The organism is Mariniflexile sp. TRM1-10, from assembly GCF_003425985.1.
Taxonomy (GTDB): Bacteria; Bacteroidota; Bacteroidia; order Flavobacteriales; family Flavobacteriaceae; genus Mariniflexile.
The window spans coordinates 2,755,163-2,775,606 of sequence record NZ_CP022985.1 but is presented as its reverse complement, the minus strand read 5'-3'; the positions used below and the strand labels follow the sequence as shown (position 1 = coordinate 2,775,606).

The window sequence follows — 20,444 nt, the reverse complement described above, 5'->3', positions numbered from 1 at the left end:
TATTAACTAAGCTAAACATCAAAAAAAGCAGTGACAACCAATCAATCTTTGTATAATGATTTTCAATTCTAATAAGTTTTATAAAATCCCAATACATTATCATATCATATTTTGGGTAATCTATTTTTTGTTCAATACATTTCGTTGGGGAAGCTATTTTAATGATTATCTATATTCATTAAAATCCAACTTAATTGGGTTTCCGATTCACATGACGTTGTGCTATTTGAATATTCTAGTGCTTATGCCCTACTTAGTATACAAAAGAAGATATGCATTATATATACTTTCGGTTTTGTCGGCCATATTTATCATGGTTATTGTAAAGTTTAATCTCACGTATTTATTATTAGATCAAAATGTTTGGCCAGAAGGACCTCAACCTATAGATAAATTAACACTTAACTATACCATTGAGATGATGATTGGCGAACTTTACGTCGTTACATTTGCCACAGCGATTAAAATAACACTAGACTTTTTAAAAGAGCATAAAAGGGTCACCGATCTTGAAAAATCCCAACTAGAAACCGAGTTGCTTTTTTTAAAATCGCAAGTGTCTCCCCACTTTTTTTTTAATACCCTTAACAACATTTATTCGTTAGCTGTTGAAAAGTCCAATAAAACACCTAAAGTAATTTTAAAGCTTTCTGAAATGATGCGCTATATGCTTTACGAAACTAAAAATAAGCGTCAAACATTAGAAAACGAAATACTTTGCATTCAAAACTACCTAGACTTGGAAAGAATTAGGCATGATGAACGTTTAGAAGTAAATATGTCTATTTCCGGCGATATTCAGGACAAAGAAATTGCACCTATCTTACTGCTGTCCTTTGTTGAGAATTCTTTCAAGCATGGTGTCAACAAAAACATTGGAAAAGTAAAAATTGATATTATTTTTAAAATTAAAGAAGATTTTCTTTATTTTACAATCTCAAATCCCATGCCCACAACTACAAAATACGAAGAAAACCTAAGCAAGTCTAGTGGAATAGGCATCGAAAATGTAAAGAAAAGACTTGAATTAGGCTATAACAGAAACGATTATAAGCTAAGCATAAAAAGTAAAAAGAATAATTTTGTTGTTAAACTTATAATAAGAGTATCTTAAAAAAGAACTCATCTTGACTTTTTTGATTGAAGCGAAAAATAGAGATTTTTTTCCGGATTTTAGCTTTTTAGCACTTCATAGCAGCGCTACGGGGTAAAAAAAAGGCAAAATATGGGGTAAAAAGATTATTTTGCAGCCAATTGAAAAAAGTCAAGATGAGTCCATAATATGTTCATTCTTTTAAAACATCCATTAAACTAACCTGACTTTAATAATATTAATTAGAAATGAAAATAAAGTGTTTGATTATAGATGATGAGCCATTAGCTATTAATGTTATTAAAAACTACTTAGAAAAAATTGAAGACTTTGAATTGGTAACCTCATTTAGCAATGCCATTGATGGTTTAAATTTTTTAAAAAGTAACCATGTCGATGTCATCTTTCTAGATATTAACATGCCCGTATTAGATGGTATTAATTTCATAAAAAGCTTAGTAAATCCTCCTTTGTTAATCATTACCAGTGCCTACGATGAATTTGCAATAGAAACCTACGAACTAGATGTTTTAGACTATTTGGTGAAACCTATTGAGTTCCCTAGATTCATGAAAGCTCTAAATAAAATCAACAGAAGGCTCGATATTGTTAGTAAAGTACCATTGGAAAGCACCAAAGAACGCCCTTATATTTTCGTGAAGATTGATAAAAAGAAAATGAAAAAAATCTTTTTAGATGAAATCTTAATTATAGAAAGCTTGAAAGACTACTTAAAAATAAACACCTTAACAGGCAAATATATAGTACACAGCACCCTAACGGATTTCACCAACTTATTGCCAGAAAGGGATTTTATAAGAATCCACCGATCTTACACCATTGCGATTGATAAAATTGATGCCGTAGAAGGAAATAGCATAGAAATTGAAGGTCTTAGATATGTCATAGGCAGGTCTTATATTGATGAAGTGAAACAAAAAATATTGAATTCGTCCATATAATTATAAACATGAGTGTCCGGTTAAAGATTCAAGATCGCTTTGCTGAAAGAAAATAGACTATAGACAAATGACAACAAATTGAAGAGGCTGCCTTTTCAGACAGCCTCTTTCTTCTTAAGGGTACTTACTATTAATCTAAACAAAAACAATTGCTTAATATGGTTTAAAAATAATAACGTTTGAAAGCTTCAATGGCGGCATATTCCGCTAAGCCTAAATCGTTATATTTTTTTGCTGTTAGTCTATTTCTATCTTCAACACGAACCCAAAACTCTCTAGAGTCATCTCCTTGAAACATGACACCATCTTTTTGGGATTGGTGATAAAAAATGGCATGTCGTTTTTTAAGTACCTGATCTGGGCTCATAGGAACAGCCATTTCAATTTGATAAGAATCCCACTCATGCCAAGCACCACGGTATAACCAAACCCAACAATCATTCATATAATCCTTATGTTTTAGCCTCCTTAAAGCTTCAAATAGGCTATCTAGACAAACTTTATGGGTTCCGTGTGGATCTGCTAAATCGCCAGCAGCATAAATTTGGTGTGGTTTTATGGTTTCAATGATATGACACATAATGTCCACATCAGCTTCTGAAAGGTTGTTTTTCTTTATGGTGCCGGTTTCATAAAAAGGGAGATCTAAAAAGTGAACATTAGAATCTTTTAACCCCAAATATCTCGTGGCTGCCAAAGATTCACTTCGCCTTATTAATCCTTTTAGTTTTCTAACTTCTATAGAATCAATATCATTTTCAGATTTATTCTTTAAAAAGTTTATAATGTTTACCGATTCGCTTGAATTTTTATTTAAAGCCATGGAAATCTCAGCGAACTTTAAAGCTTCTTCATTAGACACTGCAATATTTCCAGATGTTTGATAAGCTACATGCACGTCATGACCTTGCTCTACAAGCCTATCAAAAGTGCCTCCCATAGAAATAACATCGTCATCTGGGTGTGGACTAAAAATAATAACTCTCTTTTTGGTGGGTATTGAACGCTCCGGGCGATGGCTATCGTCTGAATTTGGTTTTCCCCCTGGCCAACCAGTAATGGTATGCTGCATTTTATTAAACATCTTAATGTTTAAATCGTATGCAGTTCCTTCTTCTGTTAGCAAACTAGACATGCCATTATCATTATAATCTTTATCTGTTAGCTTAAGGAATGGTTTCCCCGTTAATTCACTTAACCATACAACAGCTTTTAATTTTAATTCTTCGGTCCACACACAGGATTTTACCAGCCATGGTGTTTTTACCCTTGTTAATTCAGATGAAGCTTCGTTATCTAAAACAAACGTTGTGTTATTATGGTCTTGTAGATACGTTGCGGGAACATGAGAGGAAATCTCGCCTTCTATTGTTTGCTTTATAATTCCGGCCTTACTAACACCCCAACCCAAAAGCACAATTCTTTTGGCGTTTCTAATAGTACCAATTCCCATTGTAATGGCTTTTCTAGGGACGTTTTCAATTCCTAAAAATGATGGTGCGGCATCTATACGTGTTACATGGTCTAAAGTAATACTTCTTGTTCCGGAATTAATATGGGATCCTGGTTCGTTAAACCCTATATGGCCTGTTCTGCCGATTCCCAACAATTGAAAATCCAATCCTCCATAAGATTTGATTTTCATTTCATAATCGATACAATATTGTTGTAAATCTTCACTACTTACCTTACCATCTGGAATATTAATGTTTTCAGGAAGAATATCTATATGGTTAAAAAGATGTTCATGCATAAAATGGAAATAACTCTGAATATTATCCTTATCCATAGGGTAATATTCGTCTAAATTAAAAGTTACCACATTTTTAAAACTCAAATCTTCTTCTTTATGCATGCGTACAAGTTCTTCATAAACTTTTATTGGTGAAGATCCTGTTGCCAGTCCTAAGACACAAAATTCATTTAACTCACTTTTCCTAAGAATTAAATTTGCAATTTCTTGCGCTACTAAAACAGACGCTTCTTGTGAAGAATTGAAAATAACATTATGGATTTTCTCAAAACGGGTTTCTTCAAATTTTCCGGCTTCTTTAAAATGGATACCTTCTTTTATCATTTTATTAGCATGTTTTTAATTACATTAATAAAATTAAGCCTTTTATTAATCTTAAAAATCAAAAATTCGACTAATAACTAACGAGCATCGGCAAATGAATAAAAAATTTCCAGAAAACAGATTATCCTCGGAGGCAGAGCCATAAAGATATACTTCGACTAGGTTCAGTACAGGTTTCGTCTGTTTCATTTTAACCTCTGTGCCAAAAACCGAAATTTCATATTTTACCTCACCCAGAACTACCCCAAAAGGCAGTTCTGACCTCTCCAAATGAGAGTGAACGGGACACAAGCAAAGCAAACTGGCGAAGCAAACCACGAGGCAGAGCTATCGGAGAATTATTTAGACTTTGAACAAAAGCATCTGCTTTATATCTTAGTTTTATTTACTGTTTTCAATAACGCCTATTTCTCCAATAGAAATCGTTTGCCCCAGATCTACCCCAGATTTGGCTACAAAACGCAAATACCTTGCTTTTGTTGAATTGAATATTTTTACCTGCTCTATGGGATTGTTTTTAATGTTTGAAAACTCACCATCCGAACGCTTTGTCCATTTTATATTATCAATACTCGTATAAAACTCATAATTAGACACCAAATTAAGATTATTCCCCACTTGTTGCGGTGTATATGTAAATCCGTTTATGTCTATCAAATCTCCCATATCTATAATTATTGCTTGCGGAAGCTTATCGGTTTCTCCTCCAAAAGACCAACAAGTACTGGGGTTACCATCAATAACGCTTTCTGCTAATTTTAAATCGCCGCTCGTTGCCGAAACTATGGTCCATTTTTCTTTAGACTCGCCATATTTAGCTGTTCTAACACCACTGTTTATATTTTCATTTGTATTTCTTGCTATTGCTTTTATTTTTACTGCTTTGCTAAATATAAATGGCTTTTCATAGCGGGTACTATTTACTGATGGTTCTGACCCATCCGTGGTATAATAAATACGGTCGTTTTCTTGAGCAGTTATGGTTACAAGTCCTTTTTTATCTCGTTGTATTATAGGCAAACGCACCGAAGCAGGCGCGTTATAAGCTTCAATTTTTGAAATAACAATACACGCTTTTGAGTCTGTGAAATTTATTCTAAGAGCCTGAGCGACGACCCTCTTTACTCGTAAAATCCTTTTATATCCAATAGTAGTCTCATTAGCTATCGTTTGCCACTTCCCATTAATTTTAGCTTCAACATGAAATGCTTTTATTCGCTGTCCCAGTTTTATATATTCCTGAAGAAGAATACGATTGATGGGTGTTGGTTTATCAAATTCAAATGTTATGGATGCTGATTTCACATCATCATCGGTAGCCCAATACGTGTTTTTGTTTCCATCTATAACATATTTAGCGTTATAGGTATCACTTCCACCCCGAACATTATTTGCTGACACCTTAGTGCCTGCCAATAACTCTGTTTTAAAATCGGCTTTAATTACTTTGGCAAATTCTTTAAGTCTTTCTTCATCATGTTCATTAATCAATCCTCTTTTATCTGGAGGAATATTAAGTATTAGATTTGCATTGCGCCCAATGGATTTATAATAAAAATCTACCATATCATCTATGGGGTGCACCAAATCGTCTTCAATTTCATGATAAAACCATCCTGGTCTAATGGAAACGTCTGCTTCTCCAGGCACCCACTTTTCACCATCCTCATGCCCGGACATATACTCTGTATAATGTACTTTGCCATTCAAATCATCTTCTTGGCGTAAAAGACACCAATTGGTTTTGTTTGCATAGCCTTCTTCATTACCTATCCATCTAGCTTCCGAGGGACCAATGCCCCAAACAAGTGTATTTGGAGATGTTTTGTATATTAATTTATAGGTCTCTTCCCAATTATAATACTTGAGCGTGTTTATTTTTCTTGTCTCATTGGCTCCTCCATAATAACCATCACCCCCATTAGCACCATCAAACCACATTTCAAATACGTCACCGTAATTGGTTAGCAATTCGTTTAACTGATTTCTAAAATAGGTGACATATTCAGGTTTCCCATAACCTGAGTGATTTCTATCCCAAGGAGAAAGATATATTCCTAGCTTCAATCCATACTCTTTACAAGCTTCTGCCAATTCTTTAACCACATCACCGTTACCGTTTTTCCAAGGAGAATTTTTCACCGAGCGATCGGTATATTTTGATGGCCATAGACAAAATCCATCATGATGTTTTACTGTTAAAATAATACCTTTCATTCCAGCCTCTTTAACAATACGAGCCCATTGACGTGTATCCAAAGCCGTTGGGTTAAACAGTTCTGGAGATTCATCACCATATCCCCACTCTTTATTGGTAAAAGTATTTAACGAAAAATGAATAAATGCATAAAATCCCATGTCATGCCAATCAATCTGTTTTTGCGTAGGCAGAGGTCCAAATGGAGCCGGTGGATTTACCGATTCCTGACAATTACTAACTATAAAAACACTGAAAAAGCATAAAAGAATTATATTGAATTTATTGATCATACTTATAGGTTTATCATCTCAAAGCTAACGCTAATTGATATTTCTATTTATAAAATTTCGACCAACAACAATTTTGAAAGCGTGATAAGTTTGATCCGTCCTGAAACGGCTATAAGATGTTTTATAAAAAATCAAACAAGGTATCAGCAACACATTTTAATCCTTATCCCGCTTCTTCCTTCTCCTCCAAAGGATATAAAAGATAATCATTAGTACAGGTAGAACAATATATACAATGACATCAAATGGGCTTGTAAAATCGATAGGATCATTGTCATCTTGGTTTCGTGAGCCTATAGGCAATTGTAGTAGTAAAGGATATAGTTTGTTTAACATTGTTTTTTTTTGAATGACTATTATGCAATTTACGAAATTAAATAGACTGTTCCTGTAGGTTTCCCTAAAACTCCAACTATACGAGAATCGAACAGTACTGTAAGAAGATGAAGCGGTTGTTTTAAATAACCTTAAGAATAATAGAGCTTCGTTTTAACCAGTAAAAACCTATAATTTTACATTATAATAACTCTTAACTTTATTTATAACAGCTCAAATTCACAAACTCTTGGCAGTAGGTTATTAAGGCTAAAAACAAGATTCGCCTGTGTTTGTAAATTTAACCTTAACTTTAGTTCTTATTTATGAGTAAATGACTCATATATTTCCTACCTATTTTTAATATCTGAAACACCCATGAGAATAGCATTCACATATGAGGAGGATGATTAACCACTGATAGTGGTATACTATGCCTATTTTTGCATAAAATCCCGTTAATTTAAAAGTTTTTTAAGCGGTAAGTAAGTGTGAAAACGAAAAAACCCTAAGACTTCAAGAAGTCTTAGGGTTTTTAATATTCTAATAAACTAAACTATTACTTATTCTTCTTTGTTCCAAACAAATGGTAAATACCAGTTACTGGTACTCATAAGTTTACTACGTACCTCACCTGCGTTAGGATTACCATCTTTATCTAATTTATTGTAAACTTTATCGGCTAAAAAAGCAGGATCGTTACGACGTAAAGCCACGCGTAATAAATCTCCCCAACGGTTTCCTTCGTAAGCCAGCTCTAAAGCACTTTCTTTAACCAAGTTATTTTCAATAGATGTTAAACTATCTCCTACAATTTCCGCACGCTCAACATAAGCACGTCCACGTAATCCTGTATTACGATACCAGTTTCCTCTAAAAAATGGAAAGTCTCCCTGTCTAGCATCAAAATCGTATGGAAATGGTTGATGGGTTTGCTCAATATCGGTTACATCGGTAACACCACCAACGGTATAAGCGTTTTGAATTCCGAAATTAAGAAGTGCATCGGCAATTTTATGCTGATTATCGCGATTGGCTGCTTCTGCATATCTTAAATGTAAAGTAGCTGCACGGTATAAAAACCAATCGCCTCCAGTTTGAAAGACATCAATAGGCAATTGTGTGTCTGAGTCAAGATATTTAAATAAGTACTTCATAATTACAGGTTGCCCACTAATGATGTTGTATGAAAATTTAGGACCACGGGCATCGTAAGGGAACCCATTTCTTTGTACTTGATTATCCCAAAGATCCATGGCTTCCTGCGAAGGTTTTACTAAATAATCTCCTCCCTGATTAGAGAACAACTCAACAAACGGATTTTGAGGTGCAAAATTACTATCGAAAGGTAAAGACCAAATCCACTCTGTATTCCACAAAGCATCTTTTTCCCTGGCAAACATCGAACGCCAACCTTGAGTATTATTATTAACTAAGGCCTGTGCATCTTGTTCTCTGTATCTAATGTAACCAACTGCCAAATCATTGTTACTTGCTATTTCAGCCCATTTAACACGGTAAACATCATAACGTTCAGAATCACTGCCACTACTACTAGCTGTTTCCATTACTGTCTTATAATGTGCTGCTGCTTGCGTATAGTTGTTAGCCCATAAGTTTAAATCCCCTAGTAAACATTCTTTATTAATGAAAAATTTTGCTGTATTATATCCATCTACATCAATCACCAGCGTACTATTGGCGCTATAAGGACTGGTATATGGTAGAGACTCTGTGAAGTCTACCAATTCATTAATAAGAGCTGTTAACGATAGTCTGGGATACAGATTTTCATTTTGAACATCATCAATATTAGCTATCGGCTCCGTAATATAAGGCACCTCACCATAATGTATACCTAATTGCAAATACAACCAGCTACGAAGCGTTCCAATGTCTGAATAACGTTCATTAAACTCGCCCTGATCCATTTTATTTTCCTCGGCCATGATTTTAAAATTCTTAAGGACATCATTACAATTATTGATGATTTCATAAAAATCTTTAGGGTTTGCGTAAGGGTTATCTTTCGTTACTGCATGCTCATTAATTTGTTGCAAATACATATCGGCATTATCTGTCGGACTCATAAGGTCTGCCCTTAGCTCGTTAAGTATAACGTATTTTTTAGCCAGCCCCATAAACTTACCGTAAATACCTACTACAGCAGCATCGGCATCGAAAACATCACGGTATACCTGATCGCTGTTTAATTGGTCTTTAGGTTCTACATCCAGATAATCTTGGCAAGAGGTTAGACCCAAAAGTACAACCAAGACTCCTAATGCGACTTTATTTCTAGTTATTTTTATCATTGTCTTCATGTTTTTCTCTAAAATTAATTTCATTACAATCCTAAGCGTAATCCTAGTTGAACGGTCATAAACTGCGGAATAAGACCAATGTCTGCTCCTTGTCCGAAAATAGAAGACGTCGCACTAAACTCCGGATCGAATCCTAAATAATCGGTTATCGTAAACAAGTTATTACCACTTGCGTATAATTTTAAATACTTCACAAGGTTAGACTCCACAGCAACATCGTAAGACACCATTAATGTTTTTAGTCTTAAATAAGACCCATCTTCAATCCAACGGCTAGAGAATGATGCATTCCCCATAGGATCTCCCCAAGTGGCTTTAGGAATTGAAGTTTCCTGACCTTCAGCAACCCAACGGTTGTTAATCGCAATACTTTGGTTATCGTAAGTGCTCATAGACTCTAAGCTACGACGCACCCCATTGTAAATATCGTTACCCACCGAGAAATTGAATAAGCCAGAAATAGTAAACCTTTTAAGCGTTAGGTTAGCATTAATACTTCCTGTTAAATCCGGATTCGGGTTACCAATAATTTTACGATCGTTTTCATCGATAATTTTATCACCGTTAAGGTCTTCAAAAATGACATCGCCGCCTCCAAATGGTACTAAAGTTCCATTATCTAAACGGCGTGATAAACCATCGGCATTGGCCTGATTTGTAGTACTGTAGACACCATTAGCCTGATAACCATAGAATAAGTTAGCATCCAGACCTTCATGCGTAATATAAGTTGCCCCGCCAAAGTTTGTAATGATACGTTCGTTAGGAATATTTAAAACTTCATTTTCATAAGCACCTAAATTCACACCTAAATCGAACTGTAAATCAGCCGTATTAATAAGTCTGCCGTTAAGTCCTAAGTCAAAACCTTTTGTACGCATACTTCCACTGTTGGTTACCATATAGTCAAAACCAGAAGTTGTATTGGTTGACTGGTAAGTAATCATATCGGTGGTTTTGTTAGAATACACATCGAAAGTAGCGTTAAGGCGTTCTTTAAATAAAGCCACATCTAATCCTAAGTTGAATTTAGTAACCGTCTCGTGTTTAAGATCCGGATTTCCAATATTTCCTCTAACCAAACCTTGCATTCCTAAAAGGTTTTGGGATACGTATAATTGTTGAGCTGTATAGTTTCCTATATCGTCATTACCACTTACACCCGCAGATGCTCTAAGTTTTAAAAAATCGATAGCATTTGCACTTTTCAAGAAGTTTTCTGAAGAAATTAACCAGGCTGCCGAAACTGAACCCATTGGTGCAAAGTGTACCGTTTCACCAAAACGGCTAGACCCGTCGTAAGCCGTATTTAGAGTTATAAAATACTTATTTACGTAGTTGTAATCAAAACTCAAGTAATTGTTAAACCATTTCCAGTCACCTAACTGACCACCTACATACCTTAATAGGTTACTCCCTGACCCTACTGTAGTAAAATCATCGGTTGCTGAGTTATACCCTAAACCTAAATCACTTTCAGATTCGTTAGACTGGGTACGGGACCCAATACGAAAATCGAAATTATGTTTAAAATCTATACTCTTAGTATAAGATAAAGAAGCATCGGTGAATAATGAATAATATCGTTGTACTTCACTACCACTACGATTACCAGCAATCGCTGTTGGTAACATAATATCAGCCACACCAAAATCTGGAATAAAGAAACGCTCGCGCTCTTTATTGTAAGTCAACCCAATAATTAAGTTCGCCTTAAAATTATCATTAATAGCGTAATCGAAATTTAAGTTTCCTGAGAAACGGTAGTTTTTATTAATTCCTATGCCATTTTCTATAATAGCTAAAGGATTCCCTATGTTAAACATATCTACATCAGCTAAATTAGGTGACACATCGCCTTGGGCATCTATCACATTTACCGCAGTAAAAGGCGATTTGGTGAGCGCTAAATGCAAAGGGTTGGTTTTATAAGCAGGTCCTTGATTATAAAGATTTTCTTCATTAAAGATGAACGATAAGTTCGCATTAACAGATAATTTATCTGTTAAACGTAACGCGGCATTTAACCGGGTACTGTAACGTTTTAAATTGGAGTCACCAACAACTCCTTCGTTGTTAAGAAACCCAACAGATATACCGTATTTGGCTATATCGTCTCCCCCTCTAATCTTTAAAAAGTAATTCTGGTTGATACTGCTTTTAAACACTTTATCTTGCCAGTTGGTCACATTATGGTACGGATAATAATTTTCGCTTTGCGGATTATCATTCATCCAGGGCATGTTGGCTATTTGCTGTTGACTATCACCTCGAGATGCCATTAACTGAGATAAATATGGTCTGAACTCCCAAGGACGCATCACAGGTAATTGCTTTGGATCTTCGTTCATTCCGCTATACATGGTAAAGTCTATTTTTGTACTTAACTCCGTTGGGCGAGTTGTTGTAATGAGAATTACACCATTGGCTCCTTTTACTCCGTAAATTGAAGAGCCGTCTTTTAACACGGTAATATCTTCAATATCCTTAACATCAATCATGGACAAAGGCGAAGAACTATTGTACTGAAGAATTCCAGAACCATAATCTTCATCGTCGTATACCATACCATCTACAATAATTAATGGTTTGTTGGTGGCATAAAGCGAATTAAATCCTCTTAAGGTTAAATACGCTCCGGCTCCAGGAACACCCGATTTCCCTACACTGTTAAGTCCAGCGACACGCCCCTGTAAAAAGTTCCCAATAGACTGGTTAACAGGATTTCCCCATTGATCCTTTTTTAAATCTATAACATTGGATGCTTTAGAATTTGTGTACTGTAACTGTTCTTTACCCGGCAACGTAGCGGTTTGATAAAACTGAGAATAATTATCTTCGAAAAGACTAATCTCTAAGCCACTTTCTTTATTGTTTAAAGGCACAACTTTGCTTTGGTACCCTTCCGCACTTAACATCAATAACGCGTTTAAATGAGGAACTTTAATAGAGAAATTTCCTTGATCATCTGAAATGGCTGCAGAAAAATCTTTTACCGCAACATTGATTCCCGGAATTCCTTTACCTGTTTTTGCATTCTTTATAAGGCCTTTGATTTCGATACCTTTACTGGTCTGGGCACTTACAGCCTTAGAATCTGAGTCTTGTGCATACAGATTAACTGAAGTCCCACCAAATAACAGTATACATAGTAGACCGGTTAGTTTAAATATTTTGAGCATAATAGTTGGTTTAAAAGACATTATTTAATAACTGGTACCAGTTTAATATAATCTAAGGTTAATGTATTCACGCCATTACTACCGGAGTTGGCTGCAATTAGCGATATTAGATCTAAGTTCCCAGCTTCTTCTAGTGTAAACTCTCCTACGTAAATTTCATCATAGACATCAGGAGCAACATCGGTATAATCCAAGGTCGCTATTGGATCTACCACTACTCCTAGTTCATTAAACATCCCTCCAAAACGTAAACGCTGCTGGAATGTATTTTCCTGAATATCATTTATCGCTCTCCAGTATACTTTGTAGGTCGTACTGTAAAGATTGCTCGCACCATAATAAATTGAAAATAACGGCACCCCATGGTTCTGTACCATAATATCTTCAAACATAATACCATCCAAATCTTCTTTTTCCCTGTAATAGGTATTTGCTCTTTTGTCTCCCTGACTGAATCCACGAGGGCTTTCTCCTTCAATCTGGGTGGTTAATAATCTGGTTTCTAAAGGCACATCCATACTTCCCATAATGTAAAGCACCCCATTACTTAAAGGAACTTCTTCAACAATATTATCTTTATTTATTGGCACTTTTACTCCAAATCGAGACACTAAAGTATCCGGCAGGTTTTCCTTTGCCACCGACTTATGAAACGCAAAATCCCTGGTATTAAAATAACGCGCGTAGGTTGTTGTGGAATCGGCATTACTTTTGGTTAAGTAAGGCTCTAACTTCCCGACTTCGGTATTAAACGCATCATCTTCCAATAAAAAGAAGGTGTACTTATTACGTTCGTTATTTAAGTTATACACATTTTTAAGGTATGAATTTGATAGGGAATCTGAATATATACCTGGGTTTTCCTCTGCTGTTGCCTTAGCAATACTATCTGATTGATAAATATTGAATTCATCCAACGATAATAAATAGGAACTCATGGCATTACTGCCCTCCATGCTTTTAATGTACTCCCAAATACTTAATCGCGGAATAAGCGCATCGCTTACTATGTGATAAAGCCCATTGGATGTGTACTGATCGGCAGTAACCACCGAAGCGCCATCCATGACCGTACCATTAATAAATTCTAGGTATTTACTGGAAAGCATTTGTACAGTAACAGTATCTTGATTAGAAACCGATCCAAAAGCAGTAAGCGCTAAATGATTACTAACGAAACGTTTTTTGCTTTCTAAACTCCCCAGCTCACTTGCTGGAACGGCAGCCATGGCCTCGTTTGTTGGCGCCCAAACCGTATAGGTTTTGGAATTAGCCAAAACTTTATCGTAACCTGTTTCGGTTAACAGCTTACCAAATTCTGAGGTTTCAGAAATACTGGTAAGACGCTCTGCTAAATTCTGTTTTAAATTCTCGTCTGAGCTCTTGGCATGATCATCCCATGGATCGGAACATGAAACGACTGCTAAAAGAGACAAACTAGCTAATATAGCTTTAGAATATGTGTTTATTGATATCTTCATCCTTATTGGATTAGTTTAATTAATAGTCTTTTTTTTTACTCATAGATAAGTCCATCTCCTCCGGCTTCAAACTTAGGATATAATTGATCCATGTCTACCGGCCTAAACTCCACCACATCAAGCCAACTGTTACCTCCGGCATATGCCAAAGATTGCAGTCTGAATTTATGTCTTCCTGTCGTTTCTACGTTGATAACCCCTAACAATCTACAGTTATATCTAGACGTAAAAGGTGAAATATGACGTTTGTATCCTTGTGACTCTAAAACACGCTCTGGTGTACTACTATCTCCGTATTCGGTCATATTAAATGTTCTTGCAAGCTGCGTGTCATTAAAGTACGCTCTTACTGAATTAGGAGCTCTACCATTTTGACGCCAAGAAATCCATACTTTATATTGCCCTTTAATAATTACAGGGGTATTGAATTCTATGTTGTTAATATAACCATCACGTAAGCGAAGTATGTCTAACACATCGCCATGCCATCCAGGTCTGCTCGAGCTACCTAGGTCGAAACAAGAATAGGTGACACTCGGGGAGCCTTCCCAAGTTACATCGGCTAATTCAGCATTTGAAAGTGATGCCCACATACCTGGCACTCTAAAAACAGAACTTAATTGTCTGAATTCTGGCTGATCGGCTAAGTCAAAATACACGGGTGCCGGTAAACGTTTTTTGATAAAGTAATTTTCTTTAACCAAATGTACGACTCCGTTAGAGGTCGTTTCATCACTCGATGCTCTATCAATTTCAAAACCTTTTTCAAGAACTCCATTAAAGGTTTCCTCGTTAATTAAAAGCGTATCTGCAGCCAGTTTTATACTAATAACCTCTAAAGGCGCTTTAGTCAGTAAGGCTGGAGTAACCGCTAAATCGGCTAAATAATTTAAACCTGGTGACACTCTATAAGCCATAAACAAGTTTAAGCTGTCTTCTGGATTCATAGGGTCGTCTAAATGGCTATAACGTGCTTTTAAATCGTCTAAATTAGAAAAACCTGCTTCTTCAAAAACCGCATTGGTTTGCGCTATAACACTTAAATAAGACGGTACACTATCTACATAAGTAATGGGGCGATCTAGCTCTTCGTACCAACCGGTGGCTTTCATGACCTCTGTAAACAGAGATAAAGAAGGGTCAGCTTCAATAGTCTCGGCTATAGTTTTAGTTGCAACTCTAAGCACCTTATCGATCTCATGTATTACACCATTTCCAACCTCAACATTGGAGGTGGTTATTTTTGCTGATTTATTTACCGTTATACTGGAACCATCGGCACTGTTTACTGCTCCGGTAATTAAAAACTGACCTTGCATACTTGGCGTTGCAATTTTACCATCAGTAAATGAGGTCGTCAAAACTTGTTGTTCAAGGATATGTAGCTTTGCTAATTCCTGTAGATCTTCAAGAGGTACAGCATCTAAAGTACTCACGCCTAAATCGCTCATATAAGCCTCTACCGCTCCATTGGTTGGCAGGAACAAAGTATAGGTTCCGTAGGTATTCATAAAAGATGCGTAATCGGTAATATCTAAAATCTCGAGAAACAGCGAATACCGATCGGTATTGGCTCTTAAAAACTCTGTGATATTCAAGGTCTCGTCGGTTGACTCTTTAAACTTTTCATCTGAACAGTTATATAAAACTGTAACCGTAAAAAGGGCCAAACACACAAACCGTAACACACTAGGTAATTTGAATATATTTTTCATGACACAATTTTTTTATTTATAAAACGGATTTTGCACAAGGGCTTTATTGGTATACAGCTCATACTCGTAAATAGGCAAATAATGGCTGTTAGGATCTTTAAGTTTTGCAACAATACTTTGTTGCTGGTTTGCTGGTGCCGTTTGAATAGCAATCCCTAAGATAATGTCTATATAAGTGTAATTATCTTTTCTGGCATTTCGTAATACATCAAACCATCGTTTGCCTTCGAAAGCCAGTTCTCGGGCTCTTTCGGCTAAAATATACATACGAACCCCGTTTTTATCGGCCCCGCTAACTTCTTCTTTAGTTAAGTCGATTGCTAATCGAGACTCTCGAATTTCTTCTATAATCTCTAAAGCTTCATCGCCGCGATCCAATTCATTAAGGGCTTCAGCTTTCATTAGCAATACATCCGCATAGCGGTATACAAACCAATGCGTGTCTGAGTCTTCATTAGCTTTACGCTGATCTTCATTCAGACCTGTAAACTTATAAATTTCATTGGTTCCCGGTATTAATGAGGCGCGCTCGCCACGAACATCTTTATTTTCCGGGTCTTCAAAATCCAATCCAAAAACATCTTCCAGAACACCTGCATCAGCTAAATACTGTGGACGTTGTAAAAAGATAGAGTAAAAAGGTCCTCTATTTTCCGGTGTATATTGAAATTCAAAAATACTTTCGCTAGAGTTCCCTCTAGCAAATACAGTGGTAAACCATGATGCACTACCTGGAACTAGTTCATAACCTGCTGGTGAATTAATAACGGCATCGGCAGCTATTAAGGCATTGGTATAATCTTCCTGCCATAAGTACACGTCGGCCAACATCGCATTGATCGCGTCTTTGGTGATACGCCCTTTGTTAGACGGGATATCTCCATAATCTTCTACTGCAGTATTTAAAGCCGTTGTTAAATCGGTAACCACCTGATTGAAAATCACCTCCTGAGATGATGTTGGAATTTGAAAATTATCATCATCCGATAAGGTGGCTTCTAATTTTAAAGGCACATCCCTAAAGGTTCTGGCCAGTGTAAAATACAGGTATGCTCTTATCGCCAAGGCTTCAGATAAATATTGGTCTAACTGCTCTTGGGTAAAGGTTGGATCTAAAGCCAGTACATTGGGCGCTAAATCAATTACCGTATTACAATAGTTGATTACCGTATAAAACGTTCCCCAAGAGGCTACGGTATTAGAAGGCAAAATATTAGAGGTTATTATATCTATTTGGTCGTTACTAGAGCCAATGCCAGCGCCTACCATGCCTCCTCTAAGTTCGCCATACATAAAACTGTATTCTGCTATGGTTGTTCCTGACCCCGGTGTGTTTAATAATCCGGAATAGATACCTATAACAGCGGCCTGTACATCTTCTTTCGTTTTCCAGAATTCTTCACGAACCGTTCCGTTTTCTGGCTGTAAATCTAGATAACTGTCGCAAGACTGTAACAGCATTACAACAATTAACACTAGGTTGTATATTATTTTATTTCGCATGTTGAATTAGTTTTTAAAATCTGGTTCTTAATCCTAAAGTGAAACGTCTCGTTGGTGGTGTACGTGAATTATCGATAGCTATTCCAAAGGGATCGCCTCCACGCATATTAACCTCTGGGTCTTGACCACGATATTTGGTAAAAGTATAAATGTTATCGGCCGTGAAATACAGATTTAAATCGTCTAGTTTTAAACTCTTTAAAAAGTTCTTACCAAAATTATAGCTAAAGGTGGCCGATCTAAATCTTAAGAAAGAGGCATCCTCTACATAACGGCTGGACCCTAACCAGTTGTATCCTCCTCTGTAAATAGCGCGAGGCATATCGGTAACATCTCCTGGGTTTCTCCATCTCGATAATACCGCTGTACTTTGATTATCGAAACCGTACATATTCGTGGTAATCATATCTGTACCGTTAATAATATCATAGTCTAAACGATATGTAAAGAATAACTGCAATTTAAATTGCTTGTTATAAGAAAATGAAGGACCAAAACCTCCGGTGAATTTAGGGTTACTGTTTCCTAAGTACACGATATCTCTACTGTCTATATTACCATCTTTATTAATATCCTCGTAAATGGCATCTCCAGGTTGGAATGTATAATCTATGTTAGGATAATTAAATCGCATATAAACTTCTTGACCATTAGGACCTACAATAACATTTCCGTTGGCATCAACAGCTTTGGTAGATTCTAAATCTGAATAAACGCCTTTAAACTTATAGCCGTAAAACGATCCGAATGGGTTATCTACCTGTAAGAAACGTTTGTACTCTCCGTTACGGTCTATGTTTCCGCTTTCGTTTGGATAAAACTCTGAAATTTCACGAATTATGTTTTCGTTTCTTGAAATATTGAAGTTGAAATCTATCATCCACTTATCATTTTTAAACGGGGTCGTATATAAACCTATTTCCCAACCTTGGTTATCTAATACTCCCACGTTTTGGTCTGATAAACGCGGGTAACCTGAAATGGTTGTGATGTCGATATTTTCAAACAAAAGATCTTTGGTTCTGTTTTGATAAAGGTCAATGTCCATCATCACGCGTTTATCAAACAGTTGAATATTGAACCCTAAGTTTTTACCGGTTAAGGTTTCCCAACGTAAGTTGTTTAATTGTATGTTGGCTGGATACACACCATTTGATCCTAAATATTCCGTAGGATAATTGCTGTAATAATTAAAGTAACGGTAATCATAACGTGGCGCACGACCCGATTGCCCTAAACTGGCACGTACACTAAAGTCGTCTACCCAATTTAAGTGCTCCATAAATTTCTCTCCAGATACTCTCCAACGTGTCGAGATAGAAGGAAATAAGGCATAACGGTTATCCGGTCCAAACTTAGAATTACCGTCGGCACGAAGACCAACATTAATTAGATACCTATCGTCGTACCCATATTGTGCATTAATTAAAGCACCCACATTTCTAGACTGGCTATTATTAGTATATAATTGTAAATCTGAATTTTGTGTTCTAGATGGCACCGATGGGTCTGTTAACAATGACGAAGCCGTGTTAGAAGTTAACGCCTGGTGCGATTCGTATCGGAAGTCGTTAGATTGAAGCGATAAAATAGACTGTAAGCTATGTTTTTCACCTAAATGTGGTGTATAAATAAAATTCGTTTTTGTGGTGATACTGGTGGCATCAACATCGGCATCAGACGCACGATTCACCACGGTTTCGGTAAATGGTCTACCTGTTGCATTTTGCGGTAAAAACGATTTAGCTTTTGTACTATTAAAATCATACTGAATATCAAAAGTAGAAATTAAGCGATCGGGTACTAAATCTACTTTTAAATTAAAGTGCGGTACAATACGTTCTCCGACTTGGTTATTGGTCGCAAACTCAGCCATAGCCACCGGATTATAGGTTCCAGAATATTGTCCTTGTATATTTTGTGCCGGAGAAAAATAGTTAGGTGTAATATCTCCTAAATCGTCGTACTCATAAATACTCATGTTTGGCATTTTTACATAAGCAACACTACGAAGTCGGTCTCTATCACGACTCTCACCAAAAGAATTTACATAATTTCTGTCCGTACTAGAGTGCGTATACGAGATATCTGCTTTAAACCGAATACGATCGGACACGACGTAATCTAAATTCAAACGTCCGTTAAGACGCTCATAAGCCGTCCCTTTGGTAACCCCTTTAGAGTTGTAGTACCCTACAGAAGAATAGTAACGAGCGCGTTCACCTCCACCCTGAAGTGAGATATTGTGTTCTCCGGTTAATCCGGTCTGTGTAATGGCATCAACCCAATCGGTATTGTTTCCGTAGTTTTTATAATAATACACTTCCTGTGGATCGTATTGGAATTCCTTAACTGTTAAGGTATTAAGTGGAGTACCGGTACGATTCATATAGGCTTCTGGAATTAATTGCGAATACTGATCACCACTTAACATAGGAATCGTATTTGGCATCTTTTGAACGGTACCTGTAAACGAGTAGCCTATTTTAGGCGCACCTACCGCACCACGTTTGGTGTTAATAATTAAAACCCCACTCGCTGCGCGAGCCCCCCACATGGCGGTTGCGGCTGCATCTTTTAAAATGGTAATACTCTCAATATCGGCTGGTGCCACATTTAAAAGTGCGGCATAGCCTTGCTGATCAGCGGTACCAAAGTTAAAATCTTCTGGAATAGAGGTTTCATAAGGCATTCCGTCTACAACTATTAAAGGATCAGACGACCCTGTGATAGACGATGTACCACGTATACGAATTTGCATTCCTGCTCCCGGATCTCCTGAATTTGCTGTAATATCAACCCCAGGTACACGCCCTTGAAGCGCTTCATCAATCGATGCGGCCTGCGTATTTTGTAAATCGCTGGCTTTAACGGTTACCACACTGGTAGTTAAGTTACGGTTGGCAATGTTCAAAAGTCCGTCATCAGAGCCTTTTGACCCCGTAATTACTATTTCATCTAAACCTTCAATCTTTTCTACCATCTCTACAGCAAAATTTCTTTTACTGCCTATTTCAAATACTTGTGTAGCATATCCTATGGTTGAGATGACTAATTTATTGTTGGTACTCTTTATACGAATGGCGAAGTTCCCGTCAAAATCGGTAACAACCCCCGTTATGGTTCTGTTTTCGGCATCCTGTTCTATTATGGTTGCCCCCAAAATTGGTTCTTTTGTCCCTGCATCGATAACTTGACCTCTTACCACTTGTTCTGAAGATTGCGCAGACAATTGGAATGATGTAAAGAAAATCAATACAAAAGAAAAACTATAAAGTAAGTTGGTTATGTTATATTTCATT

Annotated in this window: 10 protein-coding genes; 2 read left to right on the top strand and 8 right to left on the bottom strand. The window is 36.6% G+C overall.

All coding sequences use genetic code 11. From position 1 onward, the window contains the following. Positions 1–55 precede the first annotated feature (55 nt). Together CJ739_RS11775 and CJ739_RS11770 are read left to right on the top strand one after the other, a co-directional pair. A complete protein-coding gene (locus CJ739_RS11775) occupies positions 56–1,114 on the top strand; it encodes a sensor histidine kinase (protein ID WP_117175509.1) in 1,059 nt (352 codons plus the stop codon). A gap of 227 nt (positions 1,115–1,341) precedes the next feature. Further along, on the top strand, positions 1,342–2,055 hold the full coding sequence (locus CJ739_RS11770) for a LytR/AlgR family response regulator transcription factor (protein WP_117175507.1): 714 nt from the start codon (positions 1,342–1,344) through the stop codon (positions 2,053–2,055). 163 nt (positions 2,056–2,218) lie between these two features. Here the strand turns inward: CJ739_RS11770 and nagB are convergent, their stop codons facing one another. From nagB to CJ739_RS11725, 8 genes are all read right to left on the bottom strand, one after another. After that, on the bottom strand, positions 2,219–4,132 hold the full coding sequence (gene nagB, locus CJ739_RS11765) for a glucosamine-6-phosphate deaminase (protein WP_117175506.1): 1,914 nt from the start codon (positions 4,130–4,132) through the stop codon (positions 2,219–2,221). 381 nt (positions 4,133–4,513) lie between these two features. Next, positions 4,514–6,622: an alpha-L-fucosidase gene (locus tag CJ739_RS11760; protein ID WP_117175504.1), complete on the bottom strand. Its 2,109-nt coding sequence runs from the start codon at positions 6,620–6,622 to the stop codon at positions 4,514–4,516. A gap of 878 nt (positions 6,623–7,500) precedes the next feature. Beyond that, positions 7,501–9,252, bottom strand: coding sequence for a RagB/SusD family nutrient uptake outer membrane protein (locus CJ739_RS11750; protein ID WP_117178938.1), 1,752 nt, complete (start codon positions 9,250–9,252; stop codon positions 7,501–7,503). A gap of 32 nt (positions 9,253–9,284) precedes the next feature. Beyond that, positions 9,285–12,443 carry a SusC/RagA family TonB-linked outer membrane protein gene (locus CJ739_RS11745; RefSeq protein ID WP_236951496.1) on the bottom strand — a complete coding sequence of 1,053 codons (3,159 nt, stop codon included), beginning with the start codon at positions 12,441–12,443 and terminating at the stop codon, positions 9,285–9,287. Positions 12,444–12,463: 20 nt separating this feature from the next. After that, the gene (locus CJ739_RS11740; protein WP_117175498.1) at positions 12,464–13,924 is read right to left on the bottom strand and encodes a fasciclin domain-containing protein; all 1,461 of its coding nucleotides are present in this window, start codon (positions 13,922–13,924) and stop codon (positions 12,464–12,466) included. Positions 13,925–13,959: 35 nt separating this feature from the next. Then, on the bottom strand, positions 13,960–15,639 hold the full coding sequence (locus CJ739_RS11735; protein WP_117175496.1) for a fasciclin domain-containing protein: 1,680 nt from the start codon (positions 15,637–15,639) through the stop codon (positions 13,960–13,962). Positions 15,640–15,651: 12 nt separating this feature from the next. After that, on the bottom strand, positions 15,652–17,142 hold the full coding sequence (locus tag CJ739_RS11730) for a RagB/SusD family nutrient uptake outer membrane protein (protein ID WP_117175494.1): 1,491 nt from the start codon (positions 17,140–17,142) through the stop codon (positions 15,652–15,654). A gap of 13 nt (positions 17,143–17,155) precedes the next feature. Further along, a complete protein-coding gene (locus CJ739_RS11725; RefSeq protein WP_117175492.1) occupies positions 17,156–20,443 on the bottom strand; it encodes a SusC/RagA family TonB-linked outer membrane protein in 3,288 nt (1,095 codons plus the stop codon). Position 20,444: the final 1 nt, after the last annotated feature.